Origin of the sequence: Akkermansia sp., from assembly GCF_020860705.1 — a bacterium.
Classification (GTDB): domain Bacteria; phylum Verrucomicrobiota; class Verrucomicrobiia; order Verrucomicrobiales; family Akkermansiaceae; genus Akkermansia.
This window is the reverse complement of the sequence record NZ_JAJBTT010000019.1, coordinates 39,856-59,267: the sequence shown is the minus strand read 5'-3', so window position 1 is coordinate 59,267 and position 19,412 is coordinate 39,856. Positions and strand designations below refer to the sequence as shown.

Below are 19,412 nucleotides of genomic sequence, written 5' to 3'. Positions count from 1 at the left end.
CAAAAAGCGGTTCCTTTTTCCGGCCTCCCGTTGTCTAACGCAGTGATGCGACTCCCCGAGATGAAGTTATCCTTTCCCCAGCTGCTGGTTCCCTGCCTGTGCGTTCCGTTTCTGTTTTCCTCCTGCGGCACTACGGGAAAGGATGCCCCCCTTTCTTCCCCTTCCAATATTCCGGTGGAAGAAATGACCGGGTATTTTAAGGAAACAGGAACCATTCCGGGGCATCTGCTCAAGTGGGAGGACGATCCCTCCATGCCGGGAAAGCTTCTGGTCGTGGTGGATAAGAAAAAGCAGATGATGTATGTGTACCGCGGAACGCACCGCATTGCGTATGCGCCCATCAGCTCCGGAAGAAGCTCCGGCATGACGCCGGCCGGCTGTTTCCGGATCGCTTCCAAGGACAAGGACCATCATTCCTATTACGGAACCTTCATCAATGCCGCCGGAGAGCAGCGCGACGGGGATATACGGAAGGATGCCGCACGGCCGGGAGAAAGGTTTGAACCGGCCCAGATGCCTTATTTCATGAGAGTGAACGGGGCCGTGGGGATTCATGAAGGGTATTTGCCCGGCCGCCCGTCCTCCCATGGGTGCATCCGCATTCCCCATCTGATTGCAAAGAACCTGTTTGAGGTGGCTCCCGTGGGAACCCGCGTGATTGTCAGGGACGGGAGCTGGAACATTCACGAGCTTCAGAAGAAACCGGATGACGTTTTCAGAACGGTGCATAAGCCGTCCGCTCCGCAGGCTGGCGCAAATTCCCCTTCCTCCGGGAAGAGGGAGCTTGTAAGGTCGGAAGCATCCGTAGAAAAGGATGCCGCGGCCGCACCGTCTGTGGAAGAACAGGGGAACGCGCCGCTGCCCTCTTCCGGAGCGGATGTCGTAACCCCCTCTTCATCCCATGGCCTCGAAGGATTGGAATAACATGCTGGCCGGGCGCTTGTACCATGCCCAGGATCCTGACTTGACGGCCGCCCGCCTCAGGGCGCGCCAGCTCGTCTTCCGCTACAACCAGTCTGCTCCCGGGGAGGAGGGGTTGCGCCGGGAGGTGGCAGCGGAGCTTTTCGGCCGGATGGGGGAAGGCTGCTATCTGGAACCGCCCCTGCGGTGCGACTATGGTTTCAATATCCGGATGGGGGACCGTGTGTATATCAATTTCAACCTGGTAGTTCTGGACTGCGCCGCGGTCACGATCGGCAATGACGTGCTGATAGGCCCCAATGTGGGCATTTACACCGCAGGGCATCCCGTGGACCCGGGCCTGAGAAGGGAGGGGCTGGAATTTGCGCTGCCCGTCACCATTGAGGACGGGGTGTGGATAGGAGGTCACGCGGTTATTGCGCCGGGCGTTCGCATCGGCAGGAATTCCGTGATAGGTGCAGGCAGCGTGGTGACGAAGGACATTCCCGCCAATGTGGTGGCGGTGGGAAATCCCTGCCGTGTGATACGGCCTATTACGGAAAAGGACCGGGAGGCATGGCAGGTTGAGAAAAGCGGGAATGGCGCTGCTGCCGGAGGAACGGAGGCAAATTCTCCGGTATGATGAAATTTGAATTGCTTTTGGGGCGGGATGATGCATAGTTGGCGCCCTCACAGTGTCGATTAGCCGCTGCCACGAGCTAAATACATTCAAAGAAAACACTTATGAGTAACGAAATCAATTTGCAGGAATTCAAGATGCATGAAAAGGATTCCGGTAGCTCCAGCTACCAGATCGCCCACCTGACCCAGCGCATCGCCCACCTGACCGACCACCTGAGCACGAACAAGCATGATGTTTCTTCCCGCCGCGGGTTGCTGAAGATGGTGGCTCTGCGCCGCAAGCTTCTTGATTACGTCAAGCGTGAAGATCTGGCCCAGTATCAGAGCCTGATTCAGCGTCTTGGCCTTCGCCGCTAAACGGCGGAGCATTTATTCCCGTTTGATACGGCCGTTGCGGTTTTCCGCAGCGGTCGTTTTTTTTGCGCCTGCCGGGAGGGGCGTTCCCATGCCCGGGAAGAGGGCCTTGACCTGTAAAAAAATGTCTGTTACACTGACAGACATCTATGGAGCAGATGACACGGGTCCAGCAGAACACGCTGAGAAAGATTGTGGAGGCGGCCATTGAACTGATGAGTGAAAGGGGGTTCCACCGCGTCAGCGTTCAGGAAGTGGGGAAGAAGGCCGGGATTTGTGAAAAGACCGTTTTCCGCTACTTTGCCACCAAAAAGTCCCTGCTGGATGAAATCATCCGGTACAGGGAATACGTCAGTGAATTGAAGAAAGAGTTTGAGCGTAAGAGAACCTGGGAGCTGGCGCATGACCTGAAACTGGCGGCGCGCCTGTACTTCCAGGCGACAAAAGCCAAAAGAAACGCCTTCCGGGCCTACTTGAGCGCGCTGGATTCCGTGGATACGAACGGAGATGATTTTTTGCGCGATCCCCGGGAACTTCACTCCTTCCTGTGCGATTACATGACCGCCATGCAGGAAAAGGGAAAGGTCCGGGAGGGGGATGTCCGGCTCATGGTGCGCGCCTTCGTCAATACGCTGCACGGCTATATGCTGATGTACTGCCTGAATGACGACAGCAGGTCGTGGCAGGACAAGGTGGCCTCCATGAAGCTGACCATTGATTTGTTCATTCAGGGATTTTCCCGGCAACGCCTTTCCTGCGACGCATGAGCAAGCATTTGAAGGCCATTTCACTGGGGAGCATGGCCCTGGCGGCAGTTGGCGCCATTGGCTGGGGCGTCTGGCATTTCCGGGAGAGCCGTTCCATGAAGACGGACGACTGCCGCGTGGAGGCGAGCATCGTTTCCGTGGGGTCAAAGCTGGCGGAACGCGTTACCAGCGTGGAGGTGGCGGAGGGAGACGCCGTGACCCGCGGGCAGACGCTTGCCCATCTGGACGGCCGCACCATGCAGGCGCGCCTGATGGCCGCGCGTTCCCGCGTCAAGCTGATGCAGGCCAGGTATGATGAGATGATGACCGGGTTCCGGCCGCAGGAAATCGAATCCCAGCGGGCACGGACGGCCCAGGCCTCCGCCAGCCTGGAACACGCGCGGCGGGATTATGAACGCATTGAAAAGCTGGTGAGGGAAGAGGCGGGCATCAGTTCTGCAGACCGGGACGCCGTACGGGCTTCCTATCTGGCGGCGCAGGCTGTGGAGAAGGCGGAGCAGGAAAATCTGGCCCTCAAGCTGGAAGGCTACCGTGAGGAGGAAAAGCGGTCTGCCCAGGCCCAGCTGGAAGCCGCCCGGGCAGAGCTGGAGGAATTGGAAGTGCTGTGCGGGGAGTGCGTGATCAAGTCCCCCGTGGACGGGGTAGTTGCCCGCAAGCTGGTGAACGGGGGTGAGATGGTCAGTTCCGGCCAGAAACTGTTTTCTATTGTGGACAGCGGGGACATCTGGCTCAACGTCCGCGTGGAGGAGACCAAGATAGGGCGCATCAGGCAGGGGCAGGATGTGCAGTTCACCCTGGACGGGTATGGAGGGAAGGTGTTCCATGGCACGGTTTATGAGATAGGGGCGGCCACCTATGCCACGTTTTCCCTGATTTCCACGGAGAACGTCAGCGGCTATTTTACCAAGGTCATGCAGCGTTTTCCCGTCAAGGTAAGCCTGCCGAAGGCTGAGGACGGCGTGGTATTCCGTCCCGGGATGCAGGGGAAGGTTTCCATTGATTTTTAAAAGAGGGATATGAGCGGTTCAGTTCAGCAAACAATGGTTCCGGCGTGGCAGCGCCGCCTGCTGATAGGGATGGCCTGCACCTGCACGATGCTGACGTTCCTGAATATGGGATGCATTACGGCGGCTACGCCGGATTTGTCAGGCACGTTTGTCGTGGGCACGCTGGATGTTTCCTGGTCCGGGGCGGCGTGTCCGCTGGGGACGGCCCTGTCATTCACCGTAGCCTCCTACCTGTGGGCGCGCATCGGGTTGAGAAGATCCCTGCGCATGGCCTTGCTGATGATGCTGGCCGGGTCGCTGCTTGGATTGGCGGCGGATCATTTTTTCATCATGATTGCGGCCCGCTTCCTTCAAGGGGCGGGAGGAGGGCTGGCCCTGGTTTACGGTACGGGGCTGGTCAACGCCGCCCTGCCTCCGGAACGCCGCAGCGTGGCGATGGGGGTGAAGCTGTGTTCCATTGGCCTGGCTTCCTGCGCCAGTCCGGTGGTGGGCTGCCTGCTGGTCCAGTACTGGCACTGGCGGGGGCTGTTTGTCCTCGTGGGCGCGGCTGCGGCCGTTCTGGCCGTTTTAACGACGCTGTACGTTCCCAACCAGAGGATTCCCAAGAGCGGAAAGTTTGACTGGTTTTCCTTTCTGGCGGTGGGAATGGGATGCGTATGCATGCTGATGGTGCTTATTTACGGGGAGACGGACGGCTGGACGGTTCCCAGCGTGCTGGGCTGGATGTACGGCGGATGTTGCGCCTTTACCCTGGCCTTCATCTCCTGCATGACCCACCGCACCCCCCTGCTGGACGTCCGCGTGCTGGGAAACTGGCGGTTTCTGTGCGGCCTGCTGGCTTCCCTGTGCAACATTTTCTGCATTTGCTGGGTGCGTGTGGGAACGGTGCAGTTCATGCGCAATGTGATGAATTATGAACCGGTGGGAATCGCCTATGTGTTTATGATTCTGGTGGCCGGGTTTTGCGGCGGGGCGGTTCTCGTGCTTCCCCTGATGCACAAGGGAAAACTGGCCCTGAGGGTGGGCATGATGGCTGGGCTGCTGGCGCTGGGAGCCTCCGCCTTTTTCCTTTCCCGCCTGGATGCGGGGTGTTCCTGGCTGGACGTGGCGTGGCCCCTGGGGATATTCGGCGTCGGTTACGCCTTCTGTCTCAATACGGCTACGCCGCTTGCCCTGAGAGGGGTGGAGGGGCGTTCCGCCGCCGCTTCCTCCCGGACGCTGAACACCGTGCGGTACGTTTTCATCTCCCTGTATGTCAGCAGCGTGAGCACCGTATTGGCCCATATGAAGACGGAGTTCCGCTTCGGCATGGCGGAACAGGTCAGGGACGATTCTCCGGGAACGGTTCACACGCTTGACATGTGGCAGCAGCATTTTGCGGAAACCGGAGGAACGGCGCGGGAAATCCATGCGTCTGTGGATGCGGTACTGCAGAAGGCCGTAGCGCTCCAGAGCCAGGTTTTTTCCGTGGATACTTTTTATCTTTGTACGGTGATCGTGGGGGCTGCCGGAGTCCTGTTCGCGCTGTGCTGCCTGAAATCCGGCCCGGAAAGGAAGGCTGCTTCATGAACCGTTTGCTTTCTCTTCTTTCAGCTCCGTCCGTTCTGGTTGCGCTGCTGGCGTCCTGCGGCAGTCCGGGCGTCTTTGAAAGACCCGTCATGGAAATGCCGGAGGGGACGGCCCGGACTTCTCCCGTGGGACAGGGGTGGTGGCGCATTTTCAATGACCGCGCATTGAACAGCCTGGAAGAAAAGGCGGTGGCGCATAACCGCGATCTTGTCCGCGCCTCCGCTTTGGTGGATGAGGCTGCCGCCCTGGCGGCGCAGGCGGGCGCCGTCCTGCTGCCCCAGGCTGAACTGAAAGCCGGCGCCAACAGGCAGGAACTGTCCGAAGGAGAACGTTACATGGACAACCTGCCGGACCGGTCAAGGGATTTGTGGTCCATGTCCGGGGTGCTTTCCTATGAAGTGGACCTGTGGGGAAAGCTGCGGGCGCGCACGGAGGCTGCCCGTTCGGAGCTGCTGGCTTCCTCCGCGGCGCGGGATGCCGTTTACCTGCGGCTGACGGCGGAAGTGGCCTCCGCCTACATCAATGTGCGTACCTGGGAGGAAAAATGCCTCATCATCCGGCACGTTCACGCCTCCTATGAACAGACCTGCGCCATGTATGAAAAAAGGTTTGTGCAGGGGCAGTATCCGGAACTTGCCCTGCGCCGCGTTCAGGCGGAGCGTTCCAAAACCTTGGCCCAGCTGAAGCTGGCGGAAAACGAGCTGTCCCGTGCTGAAAGTGTGCTGTCCGTCCTGGTGGGGAACAGCCCCAGGGAGGTGATGAAGGGCGGGCTGCCCGGCGGAGGCAATGCCGCCCTGCTGGCCTCCCCCCCGGCCATCCCGGCCCGGATTCCCGGTGACATGATTGAACGCCGTCCGGATATATGGGAACTGGAATCCCGCCTGAAAGCCGCCTTTTACGGAAAGGAGGCGGCGCGGAAGGACAGGTTGCCCTCCCTGGTGCTGACGGGAAAACTGGGGCAGGTCAGTACCCAGCTGAACGAATTGCTGAACCAGCCTTCCAGGAATGTTGATTTGGGTGCAGGCATTCTCCAGACGCTGTTCGACGGGGGAAGAAAGCGTGCCGCCGTTCGTGCGGCGGACGCCGAATGCGCTGCCGTCCAGGCCGCCTATGAGCAGGCCGTGCTGAACGCCTTCCGGGAAATCCGGGACGCCCTGGTGGAACGCCGTAAAAGTGCGGAGGTTTACGAGGCCACCCTTGACGAGGTGAAGTGCCTGCGCCGCAGCTGGGACATTGCCTCCAAGCAGTATGAGGCCGGGTACGTGGGGCTGATGGACGCTCTGGATACGCACAGGAACCTGTTGAGCGGGGAGCTGGACATGGCGGACGCCGCGCAGATGCGGTTGAATGCCGTGGTCAAATTCTGCAAGGCCCTGGGCGGCGGATGGCGCCGCCTCCCCGCTTCTTCAGGTAAGTAAGGGTTTTCTATCAGCATCGGCTGAATCCGTTCCGGTGGAAGTTTTCCGGCGGGTAGAAACGGCTGGCGTTGCTGGAATGTTATTTTGGCATGTTGTTGGGAAAAGCCCGGAATAGTGGGGGTATCAAACTATTTGCTTGCATTCTCCTTGACAGGGCTTATGCTGGCATCCGACGTTCGGGGACTAGTTTTCCGGTGCGTTTCTGTCGGGCATGCCTTGAGAAATTTTCGGATTTTCACAGGCTGTCAAGCCGGTAAGACTGGGCCGGAGCGTTTGATCCATCTGGGATGTGCGCCCTGCCGCGCGGACAGTGTTCCCTTTTATTTCGGGAAAAAACTGCCGTGGATAAAACTCTTCCTGAGGCACTGCCCGTACCTGACGCCATTCAGGCTTCCCGCCCGGAGCCGGTCTGAATGGGCTGATGAGGCTGCGGGTGACTGAAAGACAAGAATATAATGAGCATACATTCAGTTGAATGCAACGTTGGTACGAATCCCATTACGATTGAAACCGGTAAAATGGCCCGTCTTGCAGACGGCGCCGTAGTCGTCCGCAGCGGCGACACCGTCGTTCTCGTGACCGTGGTGAGCGCCACCAAAGTCAAGGAAGGCCAGACCTTCTTCCCCCTGTCCGTGGAATACAAGGAAAAGGCCGCTGCTGCGGGCATGTTCCCCGGCGGCTACTTCAAGCGTGAAGGCCGCCCCACGGAAAAAGAAATCCTGACGTGCCGCATGACGGACCGTCCCCTGCGTCCGATGTTCCCCAAGGGATACTTCTACGATACGCAGGTTATTTCCCTTCTGCTCTCTGCCGACGGTGAAAACGAACCGGACATCCTGAGCATTAACGGCGCTTCCGCCGCCTGCGTCGTTTCCGACCTTCCCTTTGCCGAACCCGTGGGCGCCGTGCGCGTGGGCCGCGTTGACGGCCAGTTCGTCATCAACCCGACCAACTCCCAGCGGGAAAACAGCCAGCTTGACCTGGTGTTTGCCGGCACGAAGGACCAAGTCATCATGATTGAAGGTTCCGCCAACGAACTGCCGGAAGAAGACTTCATCGCCGCCTTGCGCCTTGCCCAGGAAAACGTGAAGGTCATCTGCGAAAAGCAGGAAGAACTCCGTGCCGTGTGCGGCAAGGAAAAGCGTTCCTATGAACTCTGCCTCGCCAAGCCGGAACTGCTGGAAATCGGCTATGAAATCGCCGGGGACCGCATTGAAGAAGCCATTTATGCCGCCTCCAAGGTGGAACGGCAGAAGAAGGTGGGCGCCCTGCGCGACGAAGTGGAAGCCGCCATCAAGGAACGCCATCCGGAAGCCACCGACTTTGACGTGGAACAGGTCTTTGAATACATCCAGAAGAAGGCCTTCCGCATCTCCATCATGGAAAAGGACAAGCGCGCCGACGGCCGCGCCCTCAAGCAGCTGCGTCCCCTGACGGCGGAAATCAACGTTCTGCCTCCCGTGGTGCACGGTTCCGCCATGTTCGCCCGCGGTGAAACGATGTCTCTCTGCCTGGCGACGCTCGCCCCGATGGAAGAACGCCAGTACATGGACAACTACACGGGCAGCGTGAATGAAAAGCGCTTCATCCTGCACTACAACTTCCCGCCCTTCTCCGTGGGTGACACCGGCCGTTTCGGCGGTCAGAACCGTCGTGAAATCGGCCATGGCGCCCTGGCGGAACGTTCCATCTTCCCGGTCGTGCCGAGCGAACAGGAATTCCCGTACGCCATCCGCGTTTCTTCTGAAATCATGGAATCCAACGGTTCCACCTCCATGGCTTCCGTCTGCGCGGGCACTATGTCCCTGCTGGCGGCCGGCGTACCCCTCAAGCGCCCCGTGGCCGGCATTTCCGTGGGCCTGGTGACGGAACAGAATGACCAGCATGAAATCACCACCTACAAGACCCTTCTGGACATCATCGGTTCTGAAGACTTCTATGGCGACATGGACTTCAAGCTTTGCGGCACGTCGGAAGGCGTGACGGGCTACCAGCTGGACCTCAAGCTGCCCGGCATCCCCCTCTCCATTCTGGAAGAAGCCATTCACGTGGCGAAGGCCGGCCGTACGGACGTGCTGAAGGTCATGAATGACTCCATTGCCGCTCCGGCCCAGATGAGCCCGAATGCTCCCCGCATTGAGACCACCAAGATTCCCGCCGACCGCATTGGCGAGCTGATTGGCCCCGGCGGCAAGAACATCAAGGCCATCCAGGCTGAATCCGGCGCTGACATCAACATTGAAGAAGACGGCACCGTGCACATCTACGCCTCCAAGCAGGAAGGCCTGGACCGTGCGCTGGACCTGGTCACCCGCATGTTCAAGACCATTGAAATCGGTGAACTGTACACGGGCAAGATCGTTTCCACGACCACCTTTGGCGCGTTCATGGAAGTGCTTCCCGGCAAGGACGGCCTGATTCACATCTCCGAGCTGGCCGAAGGCCGCACCGCCAAGACGGAAGACGTCGTCAGCGTGGGAGACGTGGTGACCGCCAAGTGCATTGGCATTGACGACAAGGGCCGCGTGAAGATGTCCGTTCGCGCCGCTCTGCGCGACGCCAAGGCTGCCGAAGCGGAAGCTGCCGGTATCACGGAATAACGGTTTTTCCGTTAAACCTTTAAACTTCCAGCCCCGTTTCCGGTTTGTTCCGGGAGCGGGGCTTTTTTATGCTGAAATCAGGATAAAAACAGCGGCCGTTTTTTTCTGATACGGAACAAACGTGAGGTAGAGGTTTCCGAATTGTCTTGGTTGGATGTACCTTCGGAGGCTAAAGGGAAAAGGTTTTATTTTTATCTGGCAATGGGGGCGGACAGCGGTGCTTTTTTGTATAAGGAAATCCTGCTGGTAGCGGATGTTTTTTCGAAATCGTTTCCGGATCGGAAGAGTGCGGAAGAGTTTCTGGGGAAACTGGAAAATCATCCGGAAGGGGAATCTTTTTTCTGGATCAGGCATTGCTTGCTTGATCTGGAGGATGACGGTTCCAAATAGGAAGCCGTCCGGATCCTGTTTCCAGAATGTCCGGAAGAGTCCCTTTGAATATTGATGAATCCTGCCGGCAGATTTGGACGTTCAGGGCTTTTGTCCTTCCTTCGCCTTGTTCTCCGTGCCCTGCTTTAATGCTGGGGGCGGAAGGGTGCACAGAAAGCGGCCCAGCAGGTCCAGCGTAGCTTTCACGTCCTTCAGGTCCGCCAGTTCCCGCGGGGAATGCATATAGCGGATGGGAGGCCCCAGGAGGGAGGCCTGGCCGCCGTAAAGCTTGACGGGGACGAAGTTGGCCATTCCGGGAGGGAAGGTGGCGTCTTTCTGTAACGGAATCCGGTGCTTCTCCGCCAGCTGGAGGAGCTGCGTGGTGATGGGCTGGCAAAAGATATTTTCATGGGTGAAGATGACGGGGCCTTTTCCCATGGACTGGAGCGTCAGCCTCCCGTTTTTTTCGTGGGACGGGAGATCGTTGAGCTGGACGGTATCCACCGTACAGTCAATGACAATGGCCAGTTTGGGGTAATTCCTGCCGCAATAGGCCGTAGCGCCCACCAGGCCTATTTCCTCCTGGGAGGAGGAAAGGAGCGTTACATGGTATTTCAGGTCTTTTTTATGCTTGGCCAGGAAGGAGGCCAGTTCCATCAGCATGAAGGAATTGAGGCGGCAGTCCAGGCCGTGGGCCATCAGGCGCGAGCCGTGCAGCAGTTCCGGTTTGGTGGCGGGAACGCCCCGTTGCCCGACGCTCAGGCCCATGTCCCGGACTTCCTCCGCGCTGGAAGCCCCTGCGTCAAATAGAATGTATTCCCCACCTGCCGGCAGGGGGGTGAGGTTCAGCCACCAGCCGGGCACCGATCCTGCAAAGGCGGTGACGGGACCGTGCTCTCCGTCAAAGCGGTAAGGGCAGGAAAGCATGGACTGGAAGTCCGGAAAGCCGACGGGCCTTACTTTCAGGAACCCGTTTGGAGTAATGTCTGCAATGACAACGCCTACTTCATCCGCATGGGCGTCTATCAGCAGTTCCGGTGCGTCCGGATCCGAGCTGCGGAACGTTGCCCAGGCATTTTGATGCGCATCCGTTCCGGAACTGTCCGCCAGGGGCTTGACGTGCTTCAACCAGAATTGCTGGAAAGGGCCTTCCGCTCCGGAGGACGATGGAATGCTCAGCAGGGAAGTCAGCCTTTCCATGGATTGTCCGTTGAAAGGCGGCGTTTCCGGCGCGGAGGCCATGCAGAGATTCAGAAAGAGCAGGGGGAGCAGCAGCAGGCGGATAGCGGACATGCTTTACTCTACCATGGAAGAAAAGCAGGAAGCAATGCCGGAGGAAGGTTAATGGAAAAGGAGAAATGGATACTATGGCAGATTTTTTTGTTTCCCGTTCTTGACAGGTTTTTTGGGATCTCTATGATGCGGATGCTCGTTGCGTTTTACGGGCGCCCCCGGCATACATGATTCTTTTTATCATCTTCGTTATCCTTTTCCTTATTCTGGTCAACGCCTTTTACGTTGCCGCAGAATTCGCCGCCGTGAGCGTGCGCCGCAACATGATCCGGGAGATGGCGGAAGATGGCAGCAAGGTGGCTGCCCATTTGCTGAGGATTTTGGAGAATACCAGGGAGCTGGACCGCTACATTGCGGCCTGCCAGTTCGGCATTACCATTTCCAGCCTGGTTCTGGGCGCGTACGGCCAGGTGGAGCTGGCCGCCTACCTGCACCCCCTGTTTGAACGGTTCGGCGGCATGGATTCCGTCATGGCCAATTCCGCCGCCGCCATTGTGGTATTGATCGGTCTGACGGTTTTGCAGGTGATTCTGGGGGAATTGATGCCCAAGTCCCTGGCTTTGCAGTTTCCCAGGCAGGCGGCCCTGTATACGTATTACCCCATGCGCTGGACGCTGACCTTCTTTGCATGGTTCATTGATTTCCTGAATGGAAGCGGTCTTCTGCTTCTCAAGCTGTTCCGCCTGCCGCCGGGAGGCCACCAGCACATCCATTCCCAGCAGGAGATCAATATGCTGCTGGATGAAAGCCACCAGGGAGGGATGCTGGAAGAAGATGAGCATGAACGGCTTCATAGCGCTCTTTCCCTGGCGGAACGCACGGTGGAACAAATCATGATTCCCCGTTTCCAGTTGGTTTGCCTGGATGTGGACGCCACCCAGGAGGATATTCTGAACATGATTGCGGACAGGCCCCATACGCATATTCCCGTGTATGAAGGGAACCGTGAGTCCGTGATCGGCATGCTGCATATCAAGGACATGGTGGCCGCCTATGCGGAAAAGGGAATTCTTCCCCCCCTGCGCTCCATGCTGCGGCAGGCGCCGTGCGTGATGGAGATGCAGACGGTGGAGATGCTGATGTCCCGGCTGCGGGAGGACAAGGCCAAGGAAGCTTTTGTGCTGGATGAGTACGGCAAGTTTGTGGGGCTGGTGACGCTGGAACGCCTGCTGGGTGAAATGGTGGGGGATATTGATGAGGAATTTATCCGCTCCGGGGAAAAGGTGGAGAACCTGGCGGACGGTTCCGTGCGCATTCCCGGCATGATGCGCGCCCACAAGGCGGAATGCCTGGTGCCTTTCCTGATGAACGGCGCTACTACGGTGGGCGGCTGCGTGATCAAGCACATGTCCTGCATTCCCAAGGAGGGGGACCGTCTGATTATTGCCGGGCGCGTCCTGGTGGTGGAGAAGATGGATCACAACCGTGTTTCCTCCATCCTGCTTCTCCCCCCGGAAAAGAAGGAAAATGAACCTACCATGGAAAGCGGGGTGGACGCATGATGACGATTTTCATTATTCTGCTGCTGATCCTGCTGAACGGTCTGTTTGTGGCCGCGGAGTTTGCCCTGCTTGGCGCGCCCCGCGCCGCGCTGGAGCAGATGGCCTTGTCCGGCAACATGGTGGCGCGCCGTGTTTCCCAGGTGTTGAAAACCCCCCGTTTGCAGGACCGTTACATTGCCACGGCGCAGCTTGGCGTGACGTTTGCCAGCCTGGGGCTGGGCATGTACGGGGAGCATGCCGTGGCCGGATGGCTCCATGAATGGCTGGCCCAGCACGGATGGGCCTCCTGGCTGGTGGCGCACGGCGCGGCCAGCGTCCTGTCCGTGGCGGTGCTGACGTACCTGCATATCGTACTGGGGGAAATGGTGCCCAAGGCGCTTTCCCTGCAGTACGCCACGAAGCTTTGTCTTGTCATCACGATGCCCATGTACGTGATCCAGCTCTGCCTGTATCCGCTGGTCGTGGGCATGAACGCCCTGGGCAATTTCCTGCTGGGGCTGCTGGGCGTGGACAGGAACGAATCCAAGTCCCATTACCATTCTGCGGAAGAACTTCAGTACATTATTGAGGAAAGCCATGAAAACGGCGCCCTGCCGGAGGAATCCGGCCGCATCATGGACGGCCTGTTTGATCTGGATGATTTATACGTGCACCAGGTCATGACTCCGCGCGTCAGGATAGACGCCATTCCGGAAGGGGCGGGGCATGAAGAGATACGGGAAATCGTGCGCCGCACCCGCCGCACACGCTACCCCGTTTACCGCGGCGATCTGGACCACGTGGTAGGCATGGTGCATGCACGCGACCTGTTCCGTCTCATGTTCCGCGGAGAGTCCCTGACGGCTGAATACGTCCACGCCATTCCCAAGGTGCCTAAAACGGTGAAGTTTGACAATGTGGTGGAGATCATGAGGAAGGACAATGTGCGCCTTGCCGTCATTCTGGACGAGCACGGGGGAACCTCCGGACTGCTGACCCTGACGGACGTTTTTTCCGAGGTGATGGGCTGGGACCGCGGCCGCATCAGGGTGCTGACGGATCTTCCCCGGGATGCGGTGGGCTTTTCCTGCGACGTGTCCGGACTGGCCCGCATTGAAGAGCTGGGAGAAGCCATGGACATGGATTTGCAGAGCGAGGAGATTGATACCGTGGGCGGCCTGATTCTCAATCTGCTTGAATCTCCGGCTAAGGAAGGTGACGCCGTTGGCTACCGCGGCCTGGAATTCAAGGTGACGCAGACGGAGAACGGTGGAGTGGAGCGCTGCATCGTGACCCGTATTACTCCCTTGATGCGGGAAGATGCCGTGGAAGAGGAGGAATAAGCCGCAGGCGTTCGGGAAAATCCTCCGGAACTGTAGCGGTGGATGTAAAAGTTCCTTGGTGGAGCGCGTATGATATGGCAGAATATTTTTCGCCATGTCCAACCCTGAGCCTTCCGATGCTTCCGTGAGCAGGTCCTCCATGAAAAAGTGGGTGATCCTTCTTGTCATTCTTGGGGCTCTGATAGGGCTGGGCACCATGATGAAGTCCTGGATGGACCGGCGTTCCGGCGCGGGAGCCCAGCCGGCCGTTTTTTCAGGCGGCAGTGAACACTGGGACCAGAATGAGGTGCCCATCTCCATGCAGTGCGGGGCCTGCCATGAAAAGGAATTCCGGCAGTGGGCAGGCTCGGACCACGCCTGGGCGTTCCGCAAGCTGGGGGACCAGTGGGAGTCTGAGGCGTTCCATAACATGAAGCTGGACGCCCACGGCAGCATTCTTCAATTTTCCACGAATGGACAGGGGCGCATGGTGCATGACGGCCAATCTTCAACTTCCTGGCGGGCGGAGTGGGCCACAGGGAGAATTCCCCTGGTGCAGTATCTGGTGCCTGCAAAGGACGGTGGCTATCACACCCTGAGCGCCGCGTGGGACGTGAACCGCAAGGAGTGGTTTGACATTTTTGGCAAGGATACGCGGCAGCCCGGCGACTGGGGGCACTGGACGGGGCGCGGCATGAACTGGAACACGCAGTGCGCGTGGTGCCACATGTCCCTGTTTCATAAAAATTATGATCCGGTGAAGGACCGCTATGCCTCCACCTGGACGGAACCCGGCGTGACCTGCATTCAGTGCCACGGCCCGCTGCTGGACAAGCCTGAGGCGGGAACGGGCTGCATGATTTCCACCAAAAACAAGCTGACGCCGCAGCAGATTCACGACAACTGCGCCTCCTGCCATGCCCGGCGGGACGAATTCGATCATGATTTTGCCGTGGGAGACCGTTTTGACGACCATTTCCAGCTGGTGCTTCCCGTGCAGCCCGGCGTTTTCTGGCCCAACGGCATGCAGCGGGACGAGGATTATTGTGAAACCGGGCTGCGCCTGAGCCGCATGGGCAAGGCGGGCGTCACCTGTCTGGACTGTCATGACCCGCATACGGGAACGCTGAAGCTTCCGCAGGAGGATAACACGCTCTGCCTGCGGTGCCACGGCACCGGGGAAGCGGTAAACGGGGTGAAAGCCCCCATCATTGACATCACCAAGCATACGCCGTGCCCCCAGTCCAGCATGGGCGCCCGCTGTGTGGAATGCCATATGCCGGAAAGCCTCTACATGGCCCGCGACCCCCGCAGGGACCATTCCTACAATTCTCCCGACCCCCTTCTGAGCGTGGAGCTGGGCATTCCGAATGCCTGCACCATGTGCCATAAGGAAAAGAGCAATGAATGGGCTGCGGAAGCGGTGGAAAAATATTACGGGCCAAAGCCCAAGATGGCGCAGTACAGGGACCGCACGCGGGCCGTGCAGCGCGCCTATGAAGGGAAGGAGGACGTGCTGCCCCTGCTGATGGAGTGTTTCAAGCGGGAAGAAGTGGGCGCATGGCGTGCCACGCTGCTGGAGCTGATGGATGCCTGGGCGCATGAACCCGTCGTTCAGGAGCTGGCTGCCGCTGCGGTTAAGGATACGGACCCCCTGACGCGCGCCGCCGCCGCCAAGGTGATGGGACGTGCGGGCAATCCCGCCGCGGGCAAGCTGCTTAATGACCCGTTCAAGGTCGTGCGCCTGCAGGCGGAGTGGGCTCTCCGGGATTCCCTGCCGCCGGACAGCCCGGCCATGAAGGAACTGACCGCCGCCGCCCTGCACCAGGCGGACCAGCCGTCCGGGGCGATGAAACTGGCCCAGATAGCCATCAGCCGCAAGGATGCGAAGGCGGCGGAACAATGGTTTGCCAAGGCTTTGAAGTGGGATGCCACGTCTTCCGTAGTGCACCGGGATTATGCCGTTTTTCTGGCCTCCCAGGGCCGCAGCCGGGAAGCGGTGGACCAGATGAGGGAGGCTGTGCGGCTGGCGCCCAGGGATGCCAACCTGTGGTATCTGCTGGGGCTGGGCCAGATTGAGAACAATGATGAGCCGGGAGCGCTGGAATCCTTTAATGAAGCGTTGAAAATAGAGCCCTCTTTCATCCGCGCCCTGTTCAACCGGGCACTGCTCAATGAAAAGGTAGGACGGCTGGAGCAGGCCTTGCAGGACCTGGAAAATTGCTCTTCCCTGGACAAGGAGAATGCGGATATTCCGTTCACGCTGGCGGTGATGCTTTACCGCAACGGACGTTACCGTGACGCCGCGGCTGCTGCTGCAGAAGCCCTGCGGCGCGATCCCGGGCATGCCCAGGCCAGGCAAATTCTGGAATCGGCTTCTCGACATGGAAGGTAGGAAATAGTATATCAGCGTTGTGTATATGAAATTTTCCCCGTTGCGTATTCTGCTGGTATCTGCGTTCGTGCTGGGCTCCTCCTTCTGTTTTGCCGGCTCTCCTGATGCGGCGGAGGATCCCTCCCTTCGTACCTGGACGAATAAAAGCACGGGGAGCACGGTGGAGGCCCGCCCCATCGCCTTGAATATGAAGACTGTCAAGCTGGTGACCACGGCCAAGAAACCCATCACGATGCCGTTGGAAAAACTTTCCGAGGAAGACCGCACGTGGTTGGAGGAACACAAGGAGGTGATAGGAAAGCCTCTTTCGGAATGGTCCTCCGTGCCGTCCGGGCCTGTGGCTGAGGAAATGAAGGGGAAGACCTACATGCTGGACAACGGCAAGCTCCAGAAGAAGGACGGGAAGCTGAATCCCAGGCATTTCATTCTGTATTTCAGCGCCAGCTGGTGCGGGCCGTGCTGCCGGAATGCGCCCCACAGTGTGGAGGCCTACAACAAGGTGGTGAAGGATAACCCGGATGTGGAAGTGATCATGTGCAATCTGGACCAAAGCCTGGAAGCTGCCCAGAAATGGGCTGCCGCCAATAATATGCCGTGGCCCATTCTGCTGAGGAAGGATTTGACGGATCTTGCCAAAAAAGTGGCCCCCCGCGGCATTCCCACCATGATCCTGGTGGATAAGGACGGCAACGCCATTCAGTCTTCCCAGGACATGGAACAATTGGTAAAAGCTGCCGGTTCAAGACGTTCCTCCCGCTAGGCTCCTGCTGTTTGATCTTCTGAAACGATGACTCCTCCCCGCAAATCCCAGTCCGACCGTTCTGCGGAAACCAGCGGTAAAATTCTCCGTGCCGCTCAGAAACTTTTTGCCCTCAGAGGATTTGACGGAGTGACCATGAGGGCGATTGCTTCTGAAGCCGGGGTGAACCTGGCTTCCATCGTGTACTATTTTGAAAACAAGGAAGGGCTGTACCTTTCCGTTTTCAGGCAGTATGCGGAACCCCTGATGGAGGCGCGCCTGAAAAAGCTGAAAGAGGCGGATCTTCATCCGTCCCTGCAGGCGTATGCCCGTGCGTTCATTGAACCTGCTTTCCGCCTTCTTTTGGATAAAAGCCTTGGCGGTCCGGACCATGCCCGCCTGTTGTGGCGGCTGCCCCAGGAACCGGAGTATCTGGGCAAGAAGATTTACGATGAATTTTACGCGCCGCTTATCCGGGAAATGACGCAGAGGATTCGCCAATTCTGCGTGTGGAACGATGAGCTTTCCATCTCCTGGCACGTGCATATCATGAGTTCCATTTTCCATGCCACGCTGGGGAAATACGTCACCCGGATGGAACTTCAAGACAAGGAGCTGTGGATGAAGGACCAGGATCTGGTTTTGCAGATGATTGTGGATACGGCTGCGCTGCTGATTTCACGGCCCGCTCTTTCTCCGGAGGGGGAGAAAAAGCAGGAAAAGCGTTGAAGAGGGGGTGGAAACCCCGGAAAAATGCGGCCTTCCCCTAGGACGCTTCCCCCAGCTTTTTTCTAAGCGCCTTTACCGTTCCCGTGATGTCCGGTTGTGCCAGCAGCCAGGAAACGATGACGATTCTGCCGGCTCCCGCCTTCAGAACGAAGGGCAGCGTCTCCCCGGTGATGCCGCCGATGCAGAAGACGGGGAACCCTTCCGGCAGTTGTTGCTGGACGCTTGCAATATCGTTCAGCCCGATGGCAGGTCTTCCAGGCTTGGTGCCTGTGGGGAACAAGGGGCCGAAGCCGATGTAGTCCGCCTGCTCCCGGAACGCTCCCAGGGCCTGTTCCGGGCTGTGCGTGGAACGCCCGATGATGGCGTCCTCCCCCAGCATGGCCCGTACGGGTGCCAGGGCGCCGTCGTTCTGGCCCAGGTGGACTCCGTCCGCCCCGGTCCTTAGGGCAATTTCCGGATAGTCGTTAATGATGAAAAGACAGCCATGTCTGCGGCACAGGGGGGCAAGCTGTTTTCCCATTTGTTCAATGAACTCGGGCCCGTGGTTTTTTGCCCGGAGCTGGAGGATGCCCAGTCCGCCTTCCAGTAATTTTTCCGTAACGGATAGTAATTGATGTTCAGCAGTATATCCTGTATCCACAATGCCGTACAGACGGCAGGACGAGAGGCGTTCCTTCCTGTTCATGGAAGGGAATTGTACCGGATAAAATCATCCCGGCAAGACGCTTCCCATTCTTGACCCTAAAGGAGGGTGTGGTATACTCCCTCCCATCGTGTCGCCCGCCTTATATTCCGTCGCCAAAAGTGTCCTGTTCCAAATGAATCCGGAAACCGCCCACAATGTGACTTTGTGGGGGTTGCGCCTGGCAGAAAAGATGCGCGTGCTGCCTCTTGTAATGGGTGAGGTTCCTTCCGATCCCGTGGAAATTCTTGGAATGAAATTCCCCAACCGGGTAGGCCTCGCCGCCGGGATGGACAAGGAGGCGGATACCGTGAACGCCTTCGGGCAGATCGGCTTCGGCTTTGTGGAGGTGGGTACGCTGACGCCTCGCCCCCAGCCGGGCAATGACAAGCCCCGCCTGTTCCGCCTGATTCCGCAGCGGGCCATCATCAACCGGATGGGATTCAACAATGACGGCATTGCCGACGGTGTGGAGAATATCCGTGCCGCCACCCGTTTTCATGGCGTTCTCGGCGTCAACATTGGGAAGAACAAGGTGACGCCCAATGAAGATGCGGCCCAGGATTACCTGACCTGTCTGCGCGCGGCATGGCCTGTGGCGGATTACATCGCCATTAACTTCTCTTCCCCCAATACGCCCGGCCTGCGTGACCTTCAGGCGGCGGAACCTGCCGCGCGCCTGCTGGCTTCCCTGAAATCGGAGCAATCCAACCTTGCTGCGGAAACCGGACGCCAGGTTCCCATTTTCATGAAAGTGGCCCCGGATGTGACGGATGAACAGATTGCGGAACTCAGCCGGGTCTTTCTGGATGAAGGGCTGGACGGCCTCATTGCCACCAATACCACGCTTTCCCGCGCCGGGGTGCAAAACAGTCCCCGCCAGGGAGAAGCCGGCGGCCTGTCCGGCGCTCCGCTGACGGAGAGGTCCACGGAAGTCATTGGCGCTTTCGCTTCCGAATTGAAGGGAAGTATTCCGATCATCGGCGTGGGCGGCATCATGAGCGGAGCGGACGCCGTCGCCAAGATCAAGGCGGGGGCCAGCCTGGTCCAGCTTTACACCGGGTTCCTGTACCGCGGGCCGGACCTCATCCGGGAATGCGTGGAGGCCATGAAGGCTGAATGCCCCGTTAATTCCTGATCCGTCT

The 19,412-nt window shown here is 58.8% G+C and carries 16 protein-coding genes; 14 read left to right on the top strand and 2 right to left on the bottom strand.

Features of this window, described 5'->3' with window-relative positions; genetic code table 11:
• Positions 1 to 60: 60 nt before the first annotated feature.
• The 8 genes from LIO64_RS04055 (at position 61) to LIO64_RS04020 (ending at position 9,257) form a co-directional block, all read left to right on the top strand.
• Positions 61 to 924 (top strand): L,D-transpeptidase family protein, encoded by an 864-nt coding sequence (locus tag LIO64_RS04055; protein ID WP_290548169.1) that lies wholly within the window; start codon positions 61 to 63, stop codon positions 922 to 924.
• A complete protein-coding gene (locus tag LIO64_RS04050) occupies positions 902 to 1,543 on the top strand; it encodes a sugar O-acetyltransferase (RefSeq protein ID WP_290548168.1) in 642 nt (213 codons plus the stop codon). The genes LIO64_RS04055 and LIO64_RS04050 overlap by 23 nt, the downstream gene beginning before the upstream one ends.
• Before the next feature lie 101 nt (positions 1,544 to 1,644).
• Positions 1,645 to 1,899 carry a 30S ribosomal protein S15 gene (gene rpsO / locus LIO64_RS04045; protein WP_022396563.1) on the top strand — a complete coding sequence of 85 codons (255 nt, stop codon included), beginning with the start codon at positions 1,645 to 1,647 and terminating at the stop codon, positions 1,897 to 1,899.
• Positions 1,900 to 2,045: 146 nt separating this feature from the next.
• Entirely contained in the window at positions 2,046 to 2,663 is a 618-nt protein-coding gene (locus LIO64_RS04040; RefSeq protein ID WP_290548167.1) for a TetR/AcrR family transcriptional regulator, read from the top strand.
• Positions 2,660 to 3,670, top strand: a complete 1,011-nt coding sequence (locus LIO64_RS04035) for an HlyD family secretion protein (protein ID WP_290548166.1) — start codon at positions 2,660 to 2,662, stop codon at positions 3,668 to 3,670. The genes LIO64_RS04040 and LIO64_RS04035 overlap by 4 nt, the downstream gene beginning before the upstream one ends.
• Positions 3,671 to 3,679: 9 nt before the next feature.
• Positions 3,680 to 5,239: an MFS transporter gene (locus LIO64_RS04030; protein ID WP_290548165.1), complete on the top strand. Its 1,560-nt coding sequence runs from the start codon at positions 3,680 to 3,682 to the stop codon at positions 5,237 to 5,239.
• Entirely contained in the window at positions 5,236 to 6,657 is a 1,422-nt protein-coding gene (locus LIO64_RS04025; RefSeq protein ID WP_290548164.1) for an efflux transporter outer membrane subunit, read from the top strand. Before LIO64_RS04030 ends, LIO64_RS04025 begins: the two co-directional genes overlap by 4 nt.
• Positions 6,658 to 7,112: 455 nt before the next feature.
• On the top strand, positions 7,113 to 9,257 hold the full coding sequence (locus LIO64_RS04020) for a polyribonucleotide nucleotidyltransferase (protein ID WP_290548163.1): 2,145 nt from the start codon (positions 7,113 to 7,115) through the stop codon (positions 9,255 to 9,257).
• Positions 9,258 to 9,728: 471 nt separating this feature from the next.
• Here the strand turns inward: LIO64_RS04020 and LIO64_RS04015 are convergent, their stop codons facing one another.
• Positions 9,729 to 10,919: a hypothetical protein gene (locus LIO64_RS04015; protein WP_290548162.1), complete on the bottom strand. Its 1,191-nt coding sequence runs from the start codon at positions 10,917 to 10,919 to the stop codon at positions 9,729 to 9,731.
• A gap of 167 nt (positions 10,920 to 11,086) precedes the next feature.
• Between LIO64_RS04015 and LIO64_RS04010 the strand changes: the two genes are divergently transcribed.
• The 5 genes from LIO64_RS04010 (at position 11,087) to LIO64_RS03990 (ending at position 17,585) form a co-directional block, all read left to right on the top strand.
• Positions 11,087 to 12,421, top strand: a complete 1,335-nt coding sequence (locus tag LIO64_RS04010; protein WP_290548161.1) for a hemolysin family protein — start codon at positions 11,087 to 11,089, stop codon at positions 12,419 to 12,421.
• Entirely contained in the window at positions 12,418 to 13,743 is a 1,326-nt protein-coding gene (locus LIO64_RS04005) for a hemolysin family protein (RefSeq protein WP_290548160.1), read from the top strand. The genes LIO64_RS04010 and LIO64_RS04005 overlap by 4 nt, the downstream gene beginning before the upstream one ends.
• 94 nt (positions 13,744 to 13,837) lie before the next feature.
• The gene (locus LIO64_RS04000) at positions 13,838 to 16,117 is read left to right on the top strand and encodes a tetratricopeptide repeat protein (RefSeq protein WP_290548159.1); all 2,280 of its coding nucleotides are present in this window, start codon (positions 13,838 to 13,840) and stop codon (positions 16,115 to 16,117) included.
• Between the two features lie 25 nt (positions 16,118 to 16,142).
• Positions 16,143 to 16,877, top strand: a complete 735-nt coding sequence (locus tag LIO64_RS03995) for a thioredoxin-like domain-containing protein (RefSeq protein ID WP_290548158.1) — start codon at positions 16,143 to 16,145, stop codon at positions 16,875 to 16,877.
• Positions 16,878 to 16,904: 27 nt separating this feature from the next.
• On the top strand, positions 16,905 to 17,585 hold the full coding sequence (locus tag LIO64_RS03990; RefSeq protein WP_290548157.1) for a TetR/AcrR family transcriptional regulator: 681 nt from the start codon (positions 16,905 to 16,907) through the stop codon (positions 17,583 to 17,585).
• A 37-nt stretch (positions 17,586 to 17,622) separates the two neighbouring features.
• On the opposite strand, the gene thiE is transcribed toward LIO64_RS03990, so the two are convergent.
• A complete protein-coding gene (thiE, locus tag LIO64_RS03985) occupies positions 17,623 to 18,270 on the bottom strand; it encodes a thiamine phosphate synthase (protein ID WP_290548156.1) in 648 nt (215 codons plus the stop codon).
• Between the two features lie 88 nt (positions 18,271 to 18,358).
• On the opposite strand from thiE, the gene LIO64_RS03980 reads away from it, so the two are divergent.
• Entirely contained in the window at positions 18,359 to 19,405 is a 1,047-nt protein-coding gene (locus LIO64_RS03980; RefSeq protein WP_290548155.1) for a quinone-dependent dihydroorotate dehydrogenase, read from the top strand.
• The last annotated feature ends 7 nt before the right edge of the window (positions 19,406 to 19,412 follow it).